General features: G+C 69.2%; 20 protein-coding genes and 1 tRNA gene. 18 read left to right on the forward strand and 3 right to left on the reverse strand.

Annotated elements, in window-relative coordinates:
• Positions 1 to 79: 79 nt before the first annotated feature.
• From IJ15_RS25430 to IJ15_RS0101830, 18 genes are all read left to right on the forward strand, one after another.
• On the forward strand, positions 80 to 1180 hold the full coding sequence (locus IJ15_RS25430) for a tetratricopeptide repeat protein (RefSeq protein WP_407983958.1): 1101 nt from the start codon (positions 80 to 82) through the stop codon (positions 1178 to 1180).
• On the forward strand, positions 1177 to 2190 hold the full coding sequence (locus tag IJ15_RS0101750; RefSeq protein WP_031936629.1) for an HAD-IIA family hydrolase: 1014 nt from the start codon (positions 1177 to 1179) through the stop codon (positions 2188 to 2190). The genes IJ15_RS25430 and IJ15_RS0101750 overlap by 4 nt, the downstream gene beginning before the upstream one ends.
• Positions 2191 to 2262: 72 nt before the next feature.
• Positions 2263 to 2490, forward strand: a complete 228-nt coding sequence (locus IJ15_RS25435) for a hypothetical protein (RefSeq protein WP_081880531.1) — start codon at positions 2263 to 2265, stop codon at positions 2488 to 2490.
• A 1-nt stretch (position 2491) separates the two neighbouring features.
• Positions 2492 to 3343 (forward strand): TlyA family RNA methyltransferase, encoded by an 852-nt coding sequence (locus tag IJ15_RS0101760; protein WP_031936630.1) that lies wholly within the window; start codon positions 2492 to 2494, stop codon positions 3341 to 3343.
• Positions 3344 to 3366: 23 nt separating this feature from the next.
• Positions 3367 to 4293 carry an NAD kinase gene (locus IJ15_RS0101765; RefSeq protein WP_031936631.1) on the forward strand — a complete coding sequence of 309 codons (927 nt, stop codon included), beginning with the start codon at positions 3367 to 3369 and terminating at the stop codon, positions 4291 to 4293.
• Positions 4294 to 4295: 2 nt separating this feature from the next.
• Positions 4296 to 6071: a DNA repair protein RecN gene (gene recN, locus IJ15_RS0101770; RefSeq protein ID WP_031936632.1), complete on the forward strand. Its 1776-nt coding sequence runs from the start codon at positions 4296 to 4298 to the stop codon at positions 6069 to 6071.
• Between the two features lie 100 nt (positions 6072 to 6171).
• A complete protein-coding gene (gene steA, locus IJ15_RS0101775; RefSeq protein WP_031936633.1) occupies positions 6172 to 7356 on the forward strand; it encodes a putative cytokinetic ring protein SteA in 1185 nt (394 codons plus the stop codon).
• Entirely contained in the window at positions 7353 to 8297 is a 945-nt protein-coding gene (locus IJ15_RS0101780) for a copper transporter (RefSeq protein ID WP_031936634.1), read from the forward strand. The genes steA and IJ15_RS0101780 overlap by 4 nt, the downstream gene beginning before the upstream one ends.
• Before the next feature lie 135 nt (positions 8298 to 8432).
• The gene (locus IJ15_RS0101785) at positions 8433 to 10163 is read left to right on the forward strand and encodes a CTP synthase (protein ID WP_197059715.1); all 1731 of its coding nucleotides are present in this window, start codon (positions 8433 to 8435) and stop codon (positions 10161 to 10163) included.
• Between the two features lie 9 nt (positions 10164 to 10172).
• Positions 10173 to 10823: an NUDIX domain-containing protein gene (locus IJ15_RS0101790; RefSeq protein ID WP_031936636.1), complete on the forward strand. Its 651-nt coding sequence runs from the start codon at positions 10173 to 10175 to the stop codon at positions 10821 to 10823.
• Positions 10820 to 11749: a site-specific tyrosine recombinase XerD gene (gene xerD / locus IJ15_RS0101795; protein WP_031936637.1), complete on the forward strand. Its 930-nt coding sequence runs from the start codon at positions 10820 to 10822 to the stop codon at positions 11747 to 11749. Before IJ15_RS0101790 ends, xerD begins: the two co-directional genes overlap by 4 nt.
• A gap of 165 nt (positions 11750 to 11914) precedes the next feature.
• Positions 11915 to 12808 (forward strand): ParA family protein, encoded by an 894-nt coding sequence (locus tag IJ15_RS0101800; protein WP_407983965.1) that lies wholly within the window; start codon positions 11915 to 11917, stop codon positions 12806 to 12808.
• A 1-nt stretch (position 12809) separates the two neighbouring features.
• The gene (locus IJ15_RS0101805; RefSeq protein ID WP_031936639.1) at positions 12810 to 13640 is read left to right on the forward strand and encodes a segregation and condensation protein A; all 831 of its coding nucleotides are present in this window, start codon (positions 12810 to 12812) and stop codon (positions 13638 to 13640) included.
• Positions 13637 to 14332, forward strand: a complete 696-nt coding sequence (gene scpB / locus IJ15_RS0101810; RefSeq protein ID WP_031936640.1) for an SMC-Scp complex subunit ScpB — start codon at positions 13637 to 13639, stop codon at positions 14330 to 14332. Before IJ15_RS0101805 ends, scpB begins: the two co-directional genes overlap by 4 nt.
• A 12-nt stretch (positions 14333 to 14344) precedes the next feature.
• Positions 14345 to 15301 carry a pseudouridine synthase gene (locus IJ15_RS0101815; RefSeq protein ID WP_081880532.1) on the forward strand — a complete coding sequence of 319 codons (957 nt, stop codon included), beginning with the start codon at positions 14345 to 14347 and terminating at the stop codon, positions 15299 to 15301.
• Positions 15298 to 15990 (forward strand): (d)CMP kinase, encoded by a 693-nt coding sequence (gene cmk / locus IJ15_RS0101820; protein WP_031936642.1) that lies wholly within the window; start codon positions 15298 to 15300, stop codon positions 15988 to 15990. Before IJ15_RS0101815 ends, cmk begins: the two co-directional genes overlap by 4 nt.
• Positions 15987 to 17429 carry a ribosome biogenesis GTPase Der gene (gene der / locus IJ15_RS0101825; protein ID WP_031936643.1) on the forward strand — a complete coding sequence of 481 codons (1443 nt, stop codon included), beginning with the start codon at positions 15987 to 15989 and terminating at the stop codon, positions 17427 to 17429. Before cmk ends, der begins: the two co-directional genes overlap by 4 nt.
• A 182-nt stretch (positions 17430 to 17611) precedes the next feature.
• A tRNA-Pro gene (locus IJ15_RS0101830) sits at positions 17612 to 17685 on the forward strand.
• A gap of 93 nt (positions 17686 to 17778) precedes the next feature.
• On the opposite strand, the gene IJ15_RS0101835 is transcribed toward IJ15_RS0101830, so the two are convergent.
• From IJ15_RS0101835 to IJ15_RS0101845, 3 genes are all read right to left on the reverse strand, one after another.
• On the reverse strand, positions 17779 to 20298 hold the full coding sequence (locus IJ15_RS0101835) for a LuxR C-terminal-related transcriptional regulator (protein WP_156111986.1): 2520 nt from the start codon (positions 20296 to 20298) through the stop codon (positions 17779 to 17781).
• 435 nt (positions 20299 to 20733) lie between these two features.
• Positions 20734 to 20973: a hypothetical protein gene (locus IJ15_RS0101840; RefSeq protein WP_031936645.1), complete on the reverse strand. Its 240-nt coding sequence runs from the start codon at positions 20971 to 20973 to the stop codon at positions 20734 to 20736.
• 10 nt (positions 20974 to 20983) lie between these two features.
• Positions 20984 to 21484 carry a DUF732 domain-containing protein gene (locus IJ15_RS0101845; RefSeq protein ID WP_031936646.1) on the reverse strand — a complete coding sequence of 167 codons (501 nt, stop codon included), beginning with the start codon at positions 21482 to 21484 and terminating at the stop codon, positions 20984 to 20986.
• Positions 21485 to 21544: the final 60 nt, after the last annotated feature.

The raw sequence follows: 21544 nt of genomic DNA on the forward strand, positions 1-21544 counted from the left end.
GAGTAGGACACCGCCGAACATCCGTTACCGAAAGGGGACCCAACACACTGGGTCCCCTTTCGTGTTTTGTATGAAAGGAATGGCTGTGTCGGAAAGCAGTGGTGATCGTCGGAACTTCCGCGGAGACGGCACTCACCGTTCCGAAGGACACCGAGGACAACAGGGCAATCGTGACGGCCGCCCGTCGGATCGTCAGGGTTCCCGTGACGACCGGCGCCAGGCGCCGAGCGGTGGACAGGACCGTGCCGGCCGCCCCAACAGCGGCGGAGGCCAGTGGCGCGATCGCGATGATCGGCGCCCCGACAATCGTGGTGACTACCGCGGTGGTGACAGCCGTGGCGGCGATGCGCGCGGTGACCGTCGCGGTGACGACCGACGGCAGTTCGACGGTCGCGGTGACGACCGGCGCGGACCCGGTGGGGGCCCGCGCCGTCGTGGTGGCGAAGGCGGCTTCGGTCCGGCCCGTGGCCGCGACTCCATGGGCCCGAACCGTCGTGACGCTCGGCCCGACGAGCCGGATCTGCCGGACGACCTCGAGGCCGGCGAGCTCGATCCGGCGGTCCGCCGGGACCTGCTGAGCCTGGACAAGAACAATGCGAACGCCGTGGCCCGCCATCTGGTGATGGCCGGCCGGTTGATCGAGGACGACCCCCGTCTGGCCCTCGCGCACGCCCGTGCCGCACGCCAGCGTGCCGGCCGGATCGCGGTGGTCCGCGAGACCGCCGGTATCACCGCGTACCACGCCGGTGAGTGGGCCGAGGCGCTGTCCGAGCTGCGGGCCGCCCGCCGGATGTCGGGTGGACCGGGATTCCTGGCGGTCATGGCCGACTGCGAGCGGGGTCTGGGCCGACCGGAGCGCGCCATCGAACTGGGGCGCAGCGACGAGGCCCGAGCGCTCACCGGCGAGGATGCCAGCGAGCTGCGTATGGTCGTCGCCGGTGCACGAATGGACATGGGGCAGTTCGACCAGGCAGTGGTGACGCTGCAGACTCCGGATCTGGACGCGTCGCGCACCGGTCCGGCGGCGGCCCGGCTGTTCTACGCCTACGCCGATGCGCTCGTCGCGGCCGGTCGGATCGAGGACGGTCTCAAGTGGTTCCTCAACTCTGCCGCGGCCGATGTCGACGGTGACACCGACGCGGAGGAGCGTGTGGCCGAGCTGACCGGAGAAGGTCAGTGACCCATTCGGTCCCCGTCCCGCTTCGCGCGGGATACGACGTGCTGCTGCTCGACCTCGACGGCACCGTGTACCAGGGCCCGGACGTCATTCCGGGCGCGCGCGAAGCGCTCGACGCGGGTGGCGAACGTCAGCTGTACGTAACCAACAACGCGAGCCGGAGTCCGGCGGACGTCGCCGCCCACCTGCGTGACCTCGGCTTCCAGGCCGCGGACACCGACGTGGTGACCAGTTCGCAGGCGGCGGCTCGTCTGCTGTCCGAACGGCTCGCTCCCGGTTCCCCCGTCCTCGTGGTCGGAACGGAGGCACTCGCGGCCGAAGTCGAGAACGTCGGTCTGCGGGCGGTACGTCGATTCCAGGACAACCCGGTCGCGGTCGTGCAGGGCCATTCCCCGGCGACCGACTGGGCGATCCTCGCCGAGGCGACGTTGGCGATCCGGGCCGGCGCATCGTGGATCGCCGCGAACGTCGACACGACGCTCCCGACCGAACGCGGTCTGGTGCTGGGCAACGGCTCGATGGTCGCAGCAGTGCGGACCGCCACCGGGCGGGAGCCGATCGTCGCCGGTAAGCCCGCGTCCCCCTTGATGGAGGACGCACTGCGCCGTGCCGGGACAGGACGCCCGCTCGTCGTCGGCGATCGTCTGGACACCGATATCGCCGGAGCGAACGCCGTCGGCGTCGAGTCGCTGTTGGTGCTGACCGGCGTGAGCACTACCGCCGATCTGCTGCGCGCCGACGAATTGCACCGTCCGACCTACGTCGCGGAATCGCTGGATGCCCTCAACCGTCCGGCCGCTGATTCCGCGGTCACCGACCAGCCAGGCTGGTCGGTGGAGTTCTCCGGGGGCGACCTCGTGATCCGGGCCGATTCCGCGGCAACGGAGGGATCGCGGGCGAGCGCGTTCCTGTCGGTGCTCGCGGCGGCATGGCGGCATCCGGAGTTCGTCCGTGTGCGCGCCGGCGACGACGCGGCACATGCAGCCGTCTCGCATCTTCTGGGCGGAATGTGACGCCGCGACCGGTCGGGTCACCGGCCGGTCGCAGGTGGTCTGTTGCCGGGCGAATGGGCTAGGTTTGCAGCGATGAGCACGTCAGTACCACTTCCAGGTCAGCACCTCTCGGACACCGGCGGCGGAGCCGATCCGGCGGGTGTCCATCGCCGCGTCGACGTGCTGCTCGCGCAGCTCGACGACGCGTCCGGCGGCTCGACCCAACCTGGCAATGCGGAGGACATCGCACGTCAGGCACAGATTCTCGAACGGGCTCACGACGTTCTCGTCGAGTCCCTGGCAGCAGTAGACAAGGTCTGAGGTGGCACGTCGAGCAAGAGTCGATGCGGAACTCGTGCGGCGGGGGCTCGCCCGCTCACGTGAACACGCGGTCGAGCTGATCTCCGCCGGGCGGGTCCTGATCTCCGGGAACGTGGCGACCAAGCCCGCGACGGCGATCGAGGCCGGCACGCCGCTCCTGGTCACCGAGGTCGACGAGGAGATCTCGTGGGCGTCCCGCGGTGCACACAAGCTGATCGGAGCGCTCGAGGCGTTCATGCCCGAGGGGCTCACCGTCGCCGGTCGACGGTGCCTGGACGCGGGTGCCTCGACCGGAGGATTCACCGACGTGCTGTTGCACAACGGCGCCCGGGAAGTCGTCGCGGTGGATGTCGGCTACGGCCAGCTGGTGTGGCGCCTCCAGTCGGATGATCGTGTCCACGTGATCGACCGGACCAATGTGCGGTCCATCGACGCCGACACCATCGGAGGCCCCGTCGACCTGGTGGTGAGCGATCTGTCGTTCATCTCGCTGAAACTGGTCCTGCCGGCTCTGGTCGCATGCGTCGCGGAAGGCGCAGACCTGGTGCCGATGGTCAAGCCGCAGTTCGAGGTCGGCAAGGAACGTGTCGGCACCGGCGGCGTGGTCCGCGATCCCGAGTTGCGCGCGAGCGCCGTTCTCGAGGTCGCTCAGGCCGCGGCCGAACTCGGTCTGCGGACGGTCGGGGCGGTCGCGAGTCCGCTGCCGGGTCCCTCCGGGAACGTCGAGTACTTCCTCTGGCTGCGCAAGGACGGCGCCGACGGCGCCGCGCCTGCGGAGGCGGGGGACGCGGATGGTGTCCAGCCGTCGGTCGAGGACCTCGTTCGCCGTGCCGTTGAGGAAGGTCCGCAGTGATCGACACGCCCGCGGGCACCGACGTGCAGGTCGATGCGCCGCGCCAGATCCTGCTGGTCGCTCACTCGGGCCGCATCGAGATCACCGAGACTGCCCGCCGTGTGGCCGCGATCTGCGCTCGCGCAGGGATCGCACTGCGGGTACTCGAGAACGAAGTCGACCTGGAACGGATCGAAGCACTCGGAACCGGGTCCGCCCGGCCGGACGTCTCGGTGGTCCCGGAGGGGCCCGGCGCTGCATCCGATTGCGAAATGGTGATCGTGCTCGGCGGTGACGGCAGTTTCCTGCGCGCCGCAGAGTTGGCGCAGTCCGCGGATGTCCCAGTCCTGGGCATCAATCTCGGCCGGATCGGATTCCTCGCCGAGGCGGAAGCCGAACATCTCGAGACGGCGATGGACCAGGTCGTGCGGCGCGAGTACCGCATCGAGCACCGGATGACGCTGGACGTCCTCGTTCGCATCGAGGACCGGATCGTCCAGCGCGGGTGGGCGCTCAACGAGGCCAGCATCGAGAACCGGTCCCGGCTCGGAGTGCTCGAGGTGGTCCTCGAGGTCGACGGCCGTCCGGTCTCCGCCTTCGGGTGCGACGGGGTGCTCGTCGCGACACCGACCGGTTCCACCGCGTACGCTTTCTCCGCCGGCGGTCCGGTCGTGTGGCCGGAACTCGAAGCGCTGCTGGTAATTCCGAGCAACGCACATGCACTGTTCGCGCGTCCACTGGTCACCAGCCCGGAATCGATCGTCGCGGTCGAGACGGTGGCGGACAGTCATGACGGCCTCGTGTTCTGCGACGGACGACGCACGCTGGAGTTGCCGGCAGGTGCCCGAGTCGAGGTGATTCGCGGCAAGGACCCGATCCGCTGGGTGCGTCTGGATTCCGCTCCGTTCGCGGACCGGATGGTGCGCAAGTTCGATCTTCCGGTGACGGGGTGGCGAGGGAGGAAGCGGTAACTGTGCTGGCGGAGATTCGGATCGACAACCTCGGAGCCATCTCGTCGGCCTCCGCTCAGTTCCACGCAGGCCTGACCGTGCTCACGGGCGAGACCGGCGCCGGCAAGACCATGGTCGTGACCAGCCTGCATCTGCTCAGCGGTGCGCGCGCCGACGCGGGACGCGTCCGGGTGGGTGCCAGCCGGGCGGTCGTCGAAGGACGATTCAGCGTCGACGACTCGGCCCCGCAGATCGACCGCGAGGTGGCACGCCTGCTCGAGTCGTGCGGCGCCGAGCGGGACGAGGACGGCAGCATCATCGCGGTGCGCACCGTCGGCGGCGACGGCCGATCCCGTGCCCACCTGGGCGGGCGCAGCGTCCCGGCCGGGGTGCTCTCCGAATTCACCGATCCGCTCCTCACCGTGCACGGGCAGAACGACCAACTGCGGCTCCAACGGCCGGACCAGCAGCGCGCCGCGCTGGACCGTTTCGCGGACAAGTCCATCGGTCCGCTCCTGACGCGTTACCGCAAGCATCGTGCCGAGTGGATGGAGGCGCGCACGGAGTTGATCGAGCGGACAAGTCGCACCCGGGAGCTTGCGCAGGAAGCCGATCAGCTGACGTTCGCGCTCGAGGAGATCGACCGCGCCGCGCCGACTCCCGGCGAGGACACCGACATCGTCACCGAGGTGCGCCGGCTCGGCGATCTCGATTCGTTGCGTTCGGCCGCGGAAGGCGCGCAGGCGGCGCTGGCGGGCGTCGAGGACGATGCGCTCGGGGGAGCGGCCGCCCTCGACCTGCTCGGCGAGGCGCGCGCGCGGATCGAGGCGTCGGACGATCCCGAACTCACCGGTCTGGGGGCCCGGCTGGGTGAGGCGATCGCCGTCGTCGCGGACGTCTCGGGCGAGCTGTCCGGGTACCTGTCCGGGCTGCCGAGCGATCCGGGCGCGTTGGACACCCTGCTCACCCGTCAGGCCGAGTTGAAGGCCCTGACGCGGAAGTACGCGGCGGATATCGACGGTGTGCTGTCGTGGGCGGAGACGGCGCGTGAGCGGCTCGCCCGCATCGACACGTCGTCGGGCGCGCTGGCGGACCTGGCGGTGCGCGTGGAGGCGACTGCGAAGCTCACCGCGGACGCCGCCGCGAAGCTGACCGCGGCCCGCACCAAGGCGGCCACGAAACTCGCGAAGGCGGTCAGCGACGAGTTGGCCGGCCTCGCAATGGGACGCGCCGCGCTCGAGGTGTCGGTGCGTGCCCGGGAGGCGGGACCCAGCGACTCGGCTCCGCTGACGGTCGGCGGCCGTGAACTGCATGCCGGTGCGTCCGGTGTCGACGACGTGGAGTTCCGACTCGCCGCGCACAGCGGGGCCCAGGCACTGCCCATCAGCAAGAGTGCGTCGGGCGGTGAGCTGTCCCGGGTGATGCTGGCCCTCGAAGTGGTGCTGGCGGGCTCGGATCGGGGCGCGACGATGGTGTTCGACGAGGTGGACGCCGGTGTCGGCGGCCGCGCGGCGGTGGAGATCGGCCGTCGGCTCGCGAGGCTCGCGCGGACCCATCAGGTCATCGTCGTCACGCACCTGCCGCAGGTGGCTGCCTTCGCCGACACCCACCTCGTGGTCGACAAGACGGACGATGTTCGCCTCGGCGTCGACAGTGGCGTCCGCGCCCTGACCGAGGAGGAAAGGGTGGTCGAACTCGCGCGCATGCTCGCCGGTCTCGACGACACCGAGACCGGCCGCGCACACGCCGAGGAACTGCTGTCGATCGCGGGGCAGGAGCGCAGCACGGCCCCCGCATAGCACGAAAACCGACATTTCTGCTGGTATAGCTGTGACGGGTGTGGTAATTGGTACGGCGCGCCTCCCCGATCATCCGCGTGCGACGGACGATCATCGAGGCATGAAGATGCCGTCGCTGCTCTCGCGAAAGACCGAATCCCTCCCCGGAATCAGTGGCATCGCCCGAGTCGACCGCGACACCGCCAAGCTGCTGCGTCGGGTCGGACACGGCGACATCGTCGTCCTCGATGAGATCGACCTGGACCGGGTGACGGCCGATGCGCTGGTGGCTGCCGGCGTGCTCGCGGTCCTCAACGCGTCCCCCTCCATCTCGGGGCGCTACCCGAACCTCGGTCCCGAGGTGTTGCTCGCCAACGGCATCGTGCTGGTCGACTCGGCCGGTACGGAGATCTTCAAGGCGATCAAGGACGGATCGAAGATCCGCCTGCACGAGGGCAGCGTCTTCGCCGGCGACCGCCCCCTGGTGAAGGGGGAGGAGCAGACCGAGGCTGAGATCTCCGATCGCATGATCGAGGCCAAGACCGGCCTGGTCGATCATCTCGAGGCATTCTCGGGCAACACGATCGAGTTCATCCGGTCCGAGAGCCCCCTGCTGATCGACGGCGTCGGGGTACCGGACATCGATGTCGATCTCGAGGACCGGCACGTGGTGGTCGTGGCCGACGGACCGGACCACCAGGCCGACCTGAAGGCCCTCAAGCCGTTCATCAAGGAGTACTCACCGATCCTCGTCGGTGTCGGCGCCGGAGCGGACACCCTGACGAAGGCCGGGTACCGTCCCGACCTGATCGTCGGCGATCCCGAGGACATCACTGCCGAGACCCTCAAGTGCGGCGCCGAGGTCGTGCTGCCGGCCGACCCGGACGGTCACGCGCAGGGGCTGTCCCGGATTCAGGACCTCGGTATCGGTGCGATGACGTTCCCGGCGTCGGCGTCGCCGTCGGATCTGGCGCTGCTGCTGGCCGACCACCACGGCGCGTCGCTCATCGTGACCGTCGGCAGCACCGTCTCGCTCGACGAATTCTTCGACCGCGGCCGCCGTGACACCAACCCGGCGGCCTTCATGACCAGGCTCAAGGTCGGCCCCAAGTTGGTGGACGCCAAGGCGGTGGCGACGTTGTATCGCAGCCGGGTCTCCGGCGCGGCGATCGCGCTGCTGGTGCTGGCGGCGCTCACCGCCGTAATCGTCGCGCTCGTCGTCTCGAACATCGGCGGGGACGCATTGGACTGGGCAATCGATACGTGGAACAGCTTCGCGCTGTGGGTTCAGGGGCTCTTCAAGTGATTTCGATGCGTCAACATGCCATCTCCATAGCGGCGATCTTCCTGGCACTCGCGATCGGCATCGTGCTGGGATCGGGGTTGCTGTCGAGCGGAATGCTCTCCGGGCTGCGGGACGACAAGGCCGACCTACAGAACGAGATCGAGCACCTCAACGAGGAGAACAACCGTCTCGGCGAACAACTCGTCTCGGCGGACGGATTCGACTCCGCCGTCTCCGACCGCATCGTCCGCGACACCCTGGCGCAACGTTCGGTGATTCTCGTCACGACGCCGGATGCGGATCCCGCGGACATCGACGGGATCAACCGGGTCGTGACGCAGGCGGGCGGGTCGGTCACCGGCCGGGTGGCGTTGACTAAATCGTTCGTCGACTCGGTGAACGGCGATCAACTGCGCACGACGGTGACGAACATCATTCCCGCGGGTATCCAGCTGCGGACCGGCGCGGTCGACCAGGGCAGTCTGGCGGGGGACCTGCTGGGGTCGGTGCTGCTTCTCAACCCGCAGACGGCCCAGCCCCAGACCACCCCGGAGGAGCGCACGCTGGCGCTCGAGACGCTCCGCGGCGGCGGCTTCGTCGAGTACGAAGGAAACGTCCAACCTGCGCAGTTGGCGATCGTCCTCACCGGTGAGGGCGATCCGGAGAACACCGGCGGTAACCGCGGCGCGGTGATCGCACGCTTCGCCGGAGCGCTCGATGGGCGCGGCGCCGGCACCGTCCTGGCGGGCCCGCCGGCCGCCGCGGAGGGCAGCGGACCGATCGCGGTGGCCCGCGCGGATTCGGCGATCTCGGCGGTGCTCACCACCGTGGACGACATCGATCGGGAATCGGGTCGGATCACGACTGTCCTGGCACTCCAGGAGCAGCTCGGAGGCGGTTCCGGACGGTACGGGACGGGTCCCGGCGCCACCGCCGTGACCGTCGGCGCCGCGACGCCGTAGTGCCGGCTCGATACCTGGCGGGAGCGTCGTGCGCGGCGGGCGGACCAGAAGGTGTTACCGTGAAGTCCCGTGGGTCGGCAGGCCCCAGCACGCTCAACTCAGACCAAGTCCTGCACAGTCGTCACGGGAGCCCCTTTGCCACAGTCACGCATGCATTCGCGTAGCGCCACCAAGCACATCTTCGTGAGCGGGGGTGTCGCCTCCTCTCTCGGTAAGGGATTGACCGCTTCCAGCCTCGGTGAGCTGCTCACCGCGCGGGGACTGCGCGTGACGATGCAGAAGCTGGACCCCTACCTCAACGTCGATCCCGGAACGATGAACCCGTTCCAGCACGGTGAGGTCTTCGTCACCGAGGACGGTGCCGAGACCGACCTCGACGTCGGACACTACGAGCGGTTCCTCGACCGCGACCTCAACGCGTTCGCCAACGTGACGACCGGTCAGGTCTACTCCGCGGTCATCGCGAAGGAGCGTCGCGGCGAGTACCTGGGCGACACCGTCCAGGTCATCCCGCACATCACCGACGAGATCAAGAGCCGCGTCCTCGCGATGGCCGGCCCCGACGCCCAGGGCCAGGTGCCGGACGTCGTGATCACCGAGATCGGTGGCACCGTCGGCGACATCGAGTCACAGCCGTTCCTCGAGGCAGCCCGCCAGGTGCGCCACGACGTCGGCCGCGAGAACGTCTTCTTCCTGCACGTGTCGCTGGTGCCGTACCTCGGCCCGTCCGGCGAGCTCAAGACCAAGCCGACGCAGCACTCGGTGGCGGCGCTCCGCAACATCGGTATCCAGCCGGACGCGCTGATCCTGCGCTGCGACCGCGACGTCCCGCAGGCGCTGAAGGCGAAGATCGCGCTGATGTGCGACGTCGATGTCGACGCCTGCATCTCGACACCCGACGCGCCGTCGATCTACGACATTCCGAAGGTGCTGCACAGCGAGGGGCTCGACGCCTACGTGGTGCGTCAGCTCGGGCTGCCCTTCCGTGACGTGGACTGGACGGTGTGGGGTGACCTGCTCGACCGTGTCCACAACCCGCGCGAGACGGTCCGCGTCGCACTCGTCGGCAAGTACGTCGACCTGCCCGACGCCTACCTGTCCGTCACCGAGGCGCTGCGTGCCGGTGGGTTCGCGCATCGCTCCAAGGTGGAGATCTCGTGGGTGCCGTCCGACGAGTGCGAGACCGAGGAAGGTGCGCTGGCTGCGCTCGGCGACGCCGACGCCGTCCTGATCCCCGGTGGTTTCGGTATCCGCGGTATCGAGGGCAAGCTCGGCGCGATCCGCTTCGCCCGGACCCGCCAGATCCCGCTGCTGGGCCTGTGCCTGGGCCTGCAGGCCGTCGTCATCGAGGCGGCCCGCTCGGTCGGTCTCAAGGACGCGAACTCGGAGGAGTTCGATCCGGACACCAAGCACCCCGTCATCTCGACGATGGCTGATCAGGAGCAGATCGTCGCCGGCGAGGCCGACCTCGGCGGCACGATGCGCCTGGGCGCATACCCCGCGGTGCTGGCCAAGGGCTCGGTCGTCGCGAAGGCGTACGACAGCGAGAACGTCTCCGAGCGCCACCGTCACCGCTACGAGGTCAACAACGCCTACCGCGATCGCATCGCGAAGAGCGGCCTCGTCTTCTCCGGCACCTCGCCGGACGGTCACCTCGTCGAGTTCGTCGAGCTGCCCGCGGACAAGCACCCGTTCTTCGTCGCGACGCAGGCGCACCCGGAGCTCAAGAGCCGTCCGACCCGCCCGCACCCGCTGTTCTCGGCATTCGTCGGTGCCGCCCTCGACCGCAAGGCCGGGCTGCAGGCGCCCGCCGAGGCCGCGACGGACGCACCGGCCGATGCGGCCACCGCGGACAGCGTCGGATAGCGCATCCGGATGAGCCTGCCGGGGGAGCACGAGTTCGACACGGTCGACTCACGTGACGTGTACAGCGGGGCGATCGTGGCCCTGCGGGTGGACCGGGTCGCGATGCCCGGCGGGCGAGAAGCTGATCGGGAGGTCGTCGAGCATCACGGCGCAGTTGCCGTCGCGGTGCTCGACGACGCCGACCGGCTGGTTCTGATCAAGCAGTATCGGCACCCGCTGGGCCGCCGACTGTGGGAACTGCCGGCCGGTCTGCTCGACGAACCCGGCGAGGTCCCATTGGACGCGGCGCGCCGGGAACTCGTCGAGGAGACCGGGCTGGCCGCCGACCGGTGGTCGGTGCTGGTCGACGTCGCGTTGTCGCCGGGGTTCACCGACGAGTCGGTGCGGGTTTTCCTGGCGGAAGGCCTGCACGACGTCGGACGTCCGGACGCGCACGACGAGGAGGCGGACCTCGAGATCGCCCGCGTGCCGCTCGACGACGCGGTGACGATGGCGCTGCGCGGCGAGATCGTCAACGCGACTGCGGTGTCGGGCATCCTCGCGCTCGCGGCGGCCCGCGCCCGCGGCGACGTCCTGCGTCCCGCGGACGCGGACTGGGCGGACCGGCCGGAGACGTTCGCGCGCCGCAAGCACGGTGGGGCGGACCGCGGACCGGCATGAGCGCACTCGAGGGTCAGATCGGCACCTACCTCGATCACCTGGCCGTCGAGCGCGGCGCGGCGCGCAACACCCTCAGTTCCTATCGACGTGACCTGGACCGGTATTCGACGTTCCTGCAGGCCCGCGGAATCGACGACCTGCGGTCGGTCGGTGAGGCCGACGTCAGCGAGTTCGTGGTCTGCCTGCGCAAGGGCGACCCCGAGAGGGGGACGGTTGCGCTCGCCGCGAGTTCGGCCGCGCGGGCGTTGATCGCGGTCCGCGGTCTGCACCGGTTCGCGGCCGCGGAGGGGGTGACGTCGGCGGATGTCGCCCGGGCGGTGAAGCCGCCCACTCCGGGCCGTCGCCTCCCCAAATCGCTGCCACTCGACGACGTGCTCGCGGTTCTGGACGCGGCCGGCGGTGACGGTGCCTCCGACAGTCCGCGCTCTCTCCGCGATCGAGCGCTGCTCGAGTTGCTGTACTCGACCGGTGCGCGCATCTCGGAGGCGGTGGGGCTGGACGTCGACGATCTCGACACCGAGTCGCGTTCGGTGTTGCTGCGGGGCAAGGGAGGCAAGGACCGCGTCGTCCCCGTCGGCCGGCCCGCGATCGCCGCGATCGATGCCTACCGCGTGCGGGGCCGCCCCGCACTGTCGGTGCGGGGTACGCCGGCCCTGTTCCTCAACATCCGCGGTGGCCGGCTGTCCCGGCAGAGCGCGTGGCAGGTGCTGCACGACGCGGCCGAGAAGGCCGGCATCACGGTCCCGGTGTCGCCGCACACGCTGCGGCACTCGTTCGCCACCCACCTGCTGGACGGCGGCGCCGACGTCCGCGTCGTCCAGGAACTCCTCGGCCACGCCTCGGTCACCACGACGCAGATCTACACCATGGTCACGGTGGGTGCGCTCCGTGAGGTGTGGGCGCAGGCCCACCCCCGTGCGCGTTGACGCGGTTGCGTGTTGGCAGTCGTTTGAGATCACGAAGCGGTAGCGTTACGGCATCAGCTGTCGACAGGACGGGATCAACAGGACGGGGAGCATCGGACCGTGGTGATACCGCAGCCGCCGCAGGCGGAGTCAGCGCACCCGTATTCCAGGAATTCCGGGGGCACGCTGTCATATGCACAGGAAGTCGAGACCGGGTCGGGAGTCGAGACCGGGGCGCAGGCCCCGCCGGGTCCCACCGGGCGCCCGCTGCGCGAGGTCCCCGAGCCGGCACCCGTAAGCGGTCACGGGCCTGCCCGGGTCATCGCGATGTGCAACCAGAAGGGCGGCGTCGGCAAGACGACGTCGACGATCAATCTCGGGGCCTCGCTCGCCCAGTACGGTCGCCGCGTCCTGCTCGTCGACCTCGACCCGCAGGGCGCACTGTCCGCGGGTCTCGGCGTGGCACACCATGATCTGGATCGGACCGTCCACAACCTTCTGGTGGAGCGCACACCCATCGACGACGTCCTGATGCGCACACGGATCGACGGCCTGGATCTGCTGCCCAGCAACATCGATCTGTCGGCCGCCGAGATCCAACTGGTCACCGAGGTCGGTCGCGAACAGACCCTCGGCCGGGTGCTGCACCCGGTGCTCGACCGCTACGACTACGTCCTGATCGACTGCCAGCCGTCGCTCGGGCTGCTCACCGTCAACGCGCTGGCCTGCGCGGACAGCGTCATCATCCCGATGGAGTGCGAGTACTTCTCGCTGCGTGGCCTCGCGCTGCTCAACGACACCGTCGACAAGGTTCGGGACCGTCTCAATCCCCGGCTCACCCTCGAGGGCATCGTCGTGACCATGTTCGACAGCCGCACGCTGCACGCCCGTGAGGTGATGTCGCGGGTCGTGGAGGTGTTCGGCGACCTGGTGTACGACACGGTCATCAACCGGACGGTGCGGTTCCCGGAAACCAGCGTGGCGGGGGAGCCGATCGTCACGTGGGCCCCCAAGTCGGGTGGTGCCGAGGCCTACCGGGCGCTGGCTCGCGAGGTGATCCACCGTTCCGGCCGTAAGTGAAGTGAGTACGGATGTTGCAGAACGGGCCGGCGGTGATGTCGCCGAGTCGGCCCCGACCGGCTTCCGGCTGCGCCTGCGAAATTTCGAGGGACCGTTCGACCTGCTGCTGACGCTCATCAGCCAGCACCAGTTGGACGTCACCGAGGTGGCGTTGGCGGAGGTGACCGACGAGTTCATCTCCTACACCCGCAGTCTCGGCAGCGAGATGGGCTTGGATCAGACCACCGAGTTCCTGGTGGTGGCGGCGACCCTGCTGGATCTGAAGGCAGCGCGACTGCTGCCCGCCGGCGAGGTGGACGACCCTGAGGACCTGGCGCTGCTCGAGGCGCGTGACCTCCTGTTCGCGCGTCTGTTGCAGTACCGGGCCTACAAGCAGGTGGCGCAACTGTTCGCCGAACTCGAGTCCGCCGCGCTGCGCCGCTACCCGCGGTCGGTGTCGGTCGAGGACCGATTCGTCGGGCTGCTGCCGGAGGTGCTGCTGGACGTCGATCCGCGGCAGTTCGCGGAGATCGCCGCGACCGTGTTCCGGCCCCGCCCGGTTCCGACCGTCGGGCTCGACCACCTGCACGTCCCGACGGTGTCCGTGCCGGAGCAGGCAGCGCGGATTCTCGAACTGCTCCGGGAACGCGGAGTCGGCGTGTGGGCCCCGTTCGCGGATCTGATCGTCGAGTGCGAGAGCCAGGTGCAGATCGTCGCGCGGTTCCTGGCGCTGCTCGAGCTCTACCGGGAACGGTCGGTGCTGTTCGAGCAGCCCGAACCGCTGGGGGATCTGCTGGTGAGCTGGACCGGCGAGGACCGGTCGGCCCCCGCGAGTGAGGAGGACTACCAATGACGTCCGTCGCTGCCGACGACCTGGGTTCGTTCGAGGACGAGTTCACCGAACTGCCCGACGACCGACTCGTCGCCGCGCTCGAGTCGATGCTGCTCGTCGTGGACAGTCCTGTCGGCCCGGCGACCCTGGCCTCCGCGCTGGGGGTGCCTGAGGCGCGGGTCGACACGATGCTGCGAACCATGTCCGCCGACCTCACCGCCCGCGGCAGTGGCATAGACCTTCGCTACGCCGGGGACGGATGGCGGTTCTACACCCGCAACGAGTTCGCGCCCTACGTGGAACGACTGCTCCTCGACGGCGCCCGCTCCAGGCTCACGCGTGCGGCACTCGAGACGCTGGCCGTGATCGCCTACCGGCAGCCGCTGACCCGGGCCCGGGTCAGCGCGGTCCGCGGCGTCAACGTCGACGGCGTGATCCGCACCCTGCTGGCCCGCGGTCTGATCACCGAGGCGGGCCTCGATCCGGACACCAATGCGACCACATACGCGACCACGGAACTGTTCCTCGAACGCCTCGGAGTGGCGTCGCTCACCGATCTGCCGCCGCTTGCACCCCTGCTTCCCGACGTCGATGTGATCGATGACATTGCCGTGGGCCTCGAAGCGGACCCACGATTTGCGAGAATGGACAAGGCAACACCCTCGACGGGGTCGGCGAACGCGCCGGACCCCGAGATCGACCCAGATAACTGACAGGGATCAAAAGTGAACAAGCCCGCTCGCCGTGATGGCACACCGGACCGCAAGAAGAAGCCGACGACAGGCCGCCCCCAGGCAGCAGCCAACAAGGCGCTGAACAAGCGTGGGAAGCCGAAGTCGGCGAAGCCGCAGCGTGCGCAGACGGCCACGCAGTCGCCCAAGATCAGCAACGCCAAGCCCGCCCGCAACCAGTACGCCGAGGTCGATCGTGATCTCGCGCCTGTGAAGGGTGACGGGGTGCGGCTGCAGAAGGTGCTCGCGCAGGCCGGAGTCGCCTCCCGCCGCGCCGCCGAAGAACTCATCGACCAGGGCCGTGTCGAGGTCGACGGACGCATCGTCGTCGAACAGGGCCTGCGGGTCGACCCCGAGAACGCGATCGTCCGCGTCGACGGCATCCGTGTCGTCGTGAAGAAGGACCTGGTCCACATCGCGCTGAACAAGCCGCGTGGCTGGCAGTCGACGATGTCCGACGACCTGGGGCGCCCGTGCATCGGCGACATCGTGTCCGAGCGCGTCTCCGCCGGTCAGCGCCTCTTCCACGTCGGTCGTCTCGACGCCGACACCGAGGGCCTGATCCTGCTGACCAACGACGGCGACCTCGCGCACCGCCTGATGCACCCGTCGTTCGAGGTGCCGAAGACGTACCTGGCCACCGTCCAGGGTGTCGTGGACCGCAACGTCGCCAAGACCCTCAAGACCGGTATCGAACTCGACGACGGCCCCGCCAAGGTGGACTCGTTCGCCGTGATGGACATCAACGGCGGCAAGTCGCTCGTGAAGATCGTCCTGCACGAGGGCCGCAAGCACATCGTGCGCCGCCTCCTCGACGCCGTCGGGCACCCCGTCGTGCGTCTGGTCCGCACCGACATCGGCAACGTCGCGCTCGGCGACGGCCGTCCGGGCACCCTGCGTGTCCTCGGTCGCGGCGAGGTCGGCGGCCTCTACGGGGCGGTGGGTCTGTGACCGCACCGACCCCACTGGTCGTCGCGATCGACGGACCGTCGGGCACCGGTAAGTCGAGCGTGTCGCGCCGTGTCGCGACCAGCCTCGGCGCCCGCTACCTCGACACCGGTGCGATGTACCGGATCGCGACGCTGCACGTGCTGCGCCGCGGAGTCGACATCGGCGATCCGGCCGCGATCGCGGCGGCGACGGCGTCGCTGCCGCTGACGATCGGGACCGATCCGCAGGCCGACGGCGTGCAACTCGGCGGCGAGGACGTCACCGACGAGATCCGCGGCGCGGCCGTCACCCAGGCGGTGTCCGCGGTGTCCGCGGTCCCCGAGGTGCGGACGTTCCTCGTGGATCTGCAGCGCCGCATCGCCGAGCAGGCCGGGCGGATCGTCGTCGAGGGGCGCGACATCGGCACCGTCGTGCTCCCGGACGCGGACGTGAAGATCTTCCTGACCGCCTCAGCGGAGGCGCGGGCCACGCGACGCAACACCCAGAACATCGCCGAGGGCCGTGGTGACGATCTCGCCGCCGTCCTCGCCGACGTGCAGCGTCGTGACCACCTCGACTCCACGCGCGCGGTATCTCCGTTGCGGCCCGCGGAGGATTCGGTGACGGTGGACACCAGCGAACTGGGTATCGAAGACGTGATCGGCAGGGTGCTGCTGGTGGTAGGCGACAGAACTGGAGCAGTGCAGTGACCGACGGTTTTTCTGGAGATTCGACGGCCATCGAGTACGCCGGAGACGGAATCTGGAGCGAGGAGTCCGACTGGGACCTCGCCGACTTCGTCGACGGTGAGGACGGCGAAGAGGAACTCGCGGTACCGACCCTCGCGGTGGTCGGACGGCCGAACGTCGGCAAGTCGACGCTCGTCAACCGCATCATCGGACGTCGTGAGGCCGTCGTCGAGGACATCCCCGGTGTGACCCGCGACCGCGTGTCGTACGACGCCAACTGGGCCGGACGCCGGTTCATGGTGCAGGACACCGGCGGCTGGGAGCCCGACGCCAAGGGGCTGCAGCAGTCGGTGGCCCGTCAGGCCGAGCTGGCGATGCAGACCGCCGACGCGATCCTGCTCGTCGTCGACGCTGTCGTCGGTGCGACGGCGACGGACGAGGCGGTGGCCCGGGTGCTGCGCCGCTCGAAGACGCCGGTGATCCTGGTCGCCAACAAGGTCGACGACACCCGCACCGAGTCCGAGGTGGCCTCGCTTTGGTCGCTCGGGCTCGGCGAACCGCGTCCCGTCAGCTCCATCCACGGCCGCGGTACCGGTGACCTGCTCGACGATGTTCTGGCCGTGCTGCCGGAGACGCCGCGCGAGGGCACCGGCGGTCAGGGCCCGCGGCGTGTGGCGCTGGTCGGCAAGCCGAACGTCGGCAAGTCCAGCCTCATCAACAAGCTGTCGGGTGACGAGCGCTCGGTGGTCCACGATGTCGCCGGTACCACCGTCGACCCCGTCGACTCGCTGGTCGAGCTCGGTGGCAAGGTGTGGAAGTTCATCGACACCGCGGGCCTGCGCAAGAAGGTCAACCATGCCAGCGGGCACGAGTTCTACGCCTCGCTGCGGACCAAGGGCGCGATCGAGGCCGCCGAGGTCGCGATCCTGCTGATCGACGCGTCGAAGCCGATCACCGAGCAGGACCTGCGGGTCCTGAGCATGGTGTCCGAGACCGGTCGCGCGCTGGTACTCGCCTTCAACAAGTGGGATCTGGTCGACGAGGACCGGCGTCTGATGCTCGAGAAGGAGATCGACCGCGAACTGGTCCGCGTGCCGTGGGCGCAGCGGGTCAACATCTCCGCGCACACCGGCCGCGCCGTCCAGAAGCTCGTTCCCGCGCTCGACACGGCGCTGGAATCGTGGGACAAGCGCATCCCGACCGGACGCCTCAACAACTGGCTCAAGGAGGTCGTGGCGGCGACGCCTCCGCCGATGCGTGGTGGACGCCTGCCCCGCATCATGTTCGCGACGCAGGCCGGCACCCGCCCGCCGACGTTCGTGCTCTTCACCACCGGGTTCCTCGAGGCCGGCTACCGCCGGTTCCTGGAGCGTCGCCTGCGTGAGGAGTTCGGTTTCGACGGCAGCCCCGTCCGCATCTCGGTGCGCGTGCGGGAGAAGCGGGACCGCAACAAGCGTTGATCGCCGTCGTCGCACGGGTTCTGCCGGAGTCACACAGCAATTCCACAGGGATTCGCTGTGCGACGATCGCAGAACCCGTGCGCGATCGCGGCCGAGACCACGAAAGTGGGCGCTGACCAGCCGATTAGCTTTCCGGAGCGACACTGTTGTAATCTTCTGAGGCGCCCGAACGAGGGCGTGGACGGGCTGTGGCGCAGCTTGGTAGCGCACTTGACTGGGGGTCAAGTGGTCGCAGGTTCAAATCCTGTCAGCCCGACCGAGAAATGCCCCAGGTGAGACATTGTCTCACCTGGGGCATTTTCTGTTCGAAGCCTAGGTGAATGGTTCGGAGTCGACGGGCGGCGCCGCCTCAGTCGAGACCGAGGCGGCGCGCCATGTCGACGGCCTCCCCGCGCGAGTGCACGCCCAGCTTCCGATACAGCGACCGCGTCTGCGACTTGATCGTGTTCACACTGACGAACCGCTCCTTCGCGATCGCGGTGGTCGTGGTGCCGGCCACCAGCGCGGAGAGGACGCTCTGCTCCTGCCGGGTCAGCCGGATGTAGGGCCGGCTGGGTGGGAAGACGTCGAACTCGGCGGCCCTCACGCGCACCTCCACCGGCAGGTCGATGCCGAGTGCGTCGACGTCCAGAAGCGTCGTGGGGGCGATCGCGGTGAACGGCCGCAGCAGTCCGGTCTGACGGGACAGCGCGATCGCACGGTTGATGTGTCGTCGGGCAGACGTGAGGTTTCCGCGGGCGTGTGCGGCCGCGGCGCCGATGACGGCGAGTTCCATCGAATCGCGTGCTGTGCAACGGATGTCGGTCCGGTGCTCGTCGACGATGTCCTCGGCGGCCGCGGGATCCGCGGTGAGCAGACGGATCCGTGCCCGCGAGGCGGCGGTGAAGGGGTGTGCCGACCGGCCCACGAGTTCGCGGGCCCGGTCGATCTGACCGATTGCCAGGTGCAGGTCGGCGCGCACCGTGTCGAGCAGGGGGCCGGCCACCGCGGCGTCACCGTGCAGTTCCGGGTAGCGGCGGACGTGATGCTCGATCTGCCGTAGGCCGTCGGCGGGCATCCCGCTGAGCAGCGCGTACTGGCCCTGCACGTACAGCACGTAGGCCCAGTACTCTTCGTTGTCGGCGGGCCAGCCGAGGTCTGTGAGCACCTCGAGCGCGGCGTCCGGCTCGAGTCGGTCCAGTGCGCTCAGCGCGGCCGCCACCATGCCGGCGGTCCGTACGAGGCGTTCGCTCTCCTCGGGCAGCGGAGGATGCCGTTGTTCTTCGTCGATCCACGGCCGCGCCTCGGTGCAGACGCCGCGCATCGCGTAGGCGAGGGCGAGTTTGCCGGCGGCATCGCGCTCGACGAACATTCCGGACCCCGCGCAGTGCGCGAGCCGGAACATCGCGGCCGCGTCCTCGACACGGTCGACGAGTTGGTAGGTGATGCCGATGTGCAGGTAGAGAAAGGCGTACGCGTGCCGCACCCGATCCTCGAGCACATCGAACACCGGCACCGGCGCGGACGCGAGGGGATCGCAGTGTGCCGCCGCCTCGGCGAAGCGCCCCGCGATGCGTAGCGACATCACCCGCATCATCGCCTCGGCGGTGGCCGACGCCGTGTCGGCTGGGGGCTCGGACGGGGCCTCGGCCGAGGTGACGACGACCGGGACGTCCCGCGGCGCCGCGAACTGCCGATGCAAGCGACGAATGGCCACGACCGTCGGATGACCCCGGGCGATCTCGTCGGGGATGCGTTCGATCAACGCCTCGTCGAGGGTGTCGAGGAACCCGCCGGTGTACAGCGCCGTCCAGTGCTCGCCGACGATCTCCAGCACCTGCGTCCAGTCCTCGGCGTCCATCGCGTGCGCCAGTGCCGTGTGGGGCTCCGCGCGGCCTGTCCAGTGCCGGACGAGAGCGGCCCGAGCGTTGTGCAGCTCGCGGGGATGGTTGCGCTGCGCCGCCCGGAGCAGTGCGTCCCCGACCGTGCCGGGGTACAGCCAGGCCGGTTCCTCGATGGATGGTGCCTGCTCGACGACGCCGGCGGCCTCCCAGGCGTCGAGGTCTGCCGACTCGACAGCAGGGTCGGCAATCGCTGCGAGTGACGAGGCAGTCAAGGGACGTGCAGCCGCCGACAGCGTGACGAGGAGTGCTGCCGGTGCCAGTGCTGGGTCGTCGGACAGGGCGCGGCCGATCAGTTCATCGACCGCGGCATCGATGAGGTTGTCGTGCAGACCGATGCGGCCACCGGTGACCGAGTCCACTGCGGATGCCGCGGTACGGACGGCGTCGATCAGCGCCGGCAGCCCGCCGGTGCGACGGGTGACCCACTGTGCCGTGCGCAAATCGTGGGGTACCGCGTGCATCGTGAGAAACGCCGACGTCTCGCTGGCGGTGAACGCCAGATCGGTGGGTGTCACCACCACCGCCCGATCGGGGTGCTCGTCGACCAGTTCGTACCAACGGCCCCCCACCCGGGTCGTGACGACGATCCGCAGCCGAGGGCTGCGCCCGAGGAGCTCGCGGACGTGCTCCTCGGGCGAGTCGAGAGCATGAACTCCGTCGAGAACGAGGGTCAGGGAGCCCTCTCGAGCCTCGAGCAATCTGCACAGGGCCTCGAAGGGCGACGAGCCGTCGATCTCGCGGCCGGGGGTGGGGGCGGCCGTCTCCGCGAGGACGTGGGACCAATAGTCCGGCGGGTCGACTCCGGCACCCGGTGCGGCGACGAACAGCACCTCGGAATCGGGAACCGGATTCGTCGCCAGCCAGGTCGTCACCAGGGTGGTCTTGCCCGAGAACCGGGAGCCGTGAACGACGGCCAACGCCGAGGCCTCCGACAGGACCGGGAATATCTTGTTGCGGCACAACGCAGGTACTTGTGGCTGAGACACGACGCCAGCTCCCTCCCTCCCCGGCCCGAGCCGGCTGCGGACGAGTTCCCCGCGCAGTCGGCGCTTCCGGCGTGGCGCGATACCGTCACACTACAACGATGTTGATCTTGAAAAACTCCGGCGGACCTGGGTCGGCCGTCGATCTCGCGAGTTGCCCGATCGGTTCTGTGGCAATCCGGCGCGGAGGCGCCGGCGGAAGGGTGATTTCGAGGGTGAGTCCGGGGAATTCTTGCCGATCCGGGTGCGCGCCGTCCCGAGTTGGACTAACGTCCAAATCACTGCTCGCCTCCTGACCCGAGTAGTGGCGACGTCCCCTTCCCATGGATCCCGGACGTTGCAGGCGGTGGCTTCCGCGGATATTTCGAACGCACACTTCGGAAGGAAGTCGCCGCCCACACAGGGGGCCGGCGAACCGCGTCGAGTACGGGCCGCTGCCTAGCGCAGTGGAGAGTCCCTGCGGTCGTGGGTGACCTCGCGCATCGCGGCGGTCCAGGTGGGAAACGACTCGACCATTCGGTAGTGCGGTGCACTGTCCGCGCGCTCCCAGACGCCCCATCGGCCTACGCCGTCACAGTTGTGGATCCGGCGGACAGCCCACGGTGCGGGCGTGCGAGCGGGTGCGCCGGGGAGCCCGAGAAGTCGGCGCATCGCGTCATACGGAATCTGTTCGGCCATCGGAATGCACTCAGCCGAAGTCTGGGCAGTACGCGACGGTCGCGGCGCCGAGAACATTGGTGACTTCGGCGGTGGTGTACCGGCCGTCACTCAGGTACTCGGCGGTCACATCCGGCTTGCTCTCCCCGCGGTAGAGCGAATTGCACATGGACAGGCCCATCCGGATCTGGTCGATCTCCGACTTCTCCATCAGGGTGAATTCGGTGATGTACGACAGGAACAGGAGGTCCTCGCCGGTCAGGGTGCTGCTCGGTTCGGCCTCCAGCACGGACGGTTCGACCACGGCGGGGGCATCGCCCGCGGGGGAGGCCGTGGGCGCTGCGACCGACGTGCGCGGGGTCACCTGGATCGTCGGGACGGTATCCGTCCGCGCGGCCGACGTGGTCGGGTCCGGGGTCGTGTGAGCGATGACGACGGGTGCCCCGTCGGTGGGGGTGCTGCTGCAGCCCGTGAGGAGCAGCGCGGAGGCGGCGAGCGTGGAGAAGAAGCCGAAGCGGGCCGAGCGGATCACGAAGCGAAATCTTGCCCTACCAGGGCGACCGGATCGTGTCCGGGGCGTCGAGGCGGCACT

The organism is Prescottella defluvii, assembly GCF_000738775.1.
Classification (GTDB): Bacteria; Actinomycetota; Actinomycetes; order Mycobacteriales; family Mycobacteriaceae; genus Prescottella; species Prescottella defluvii.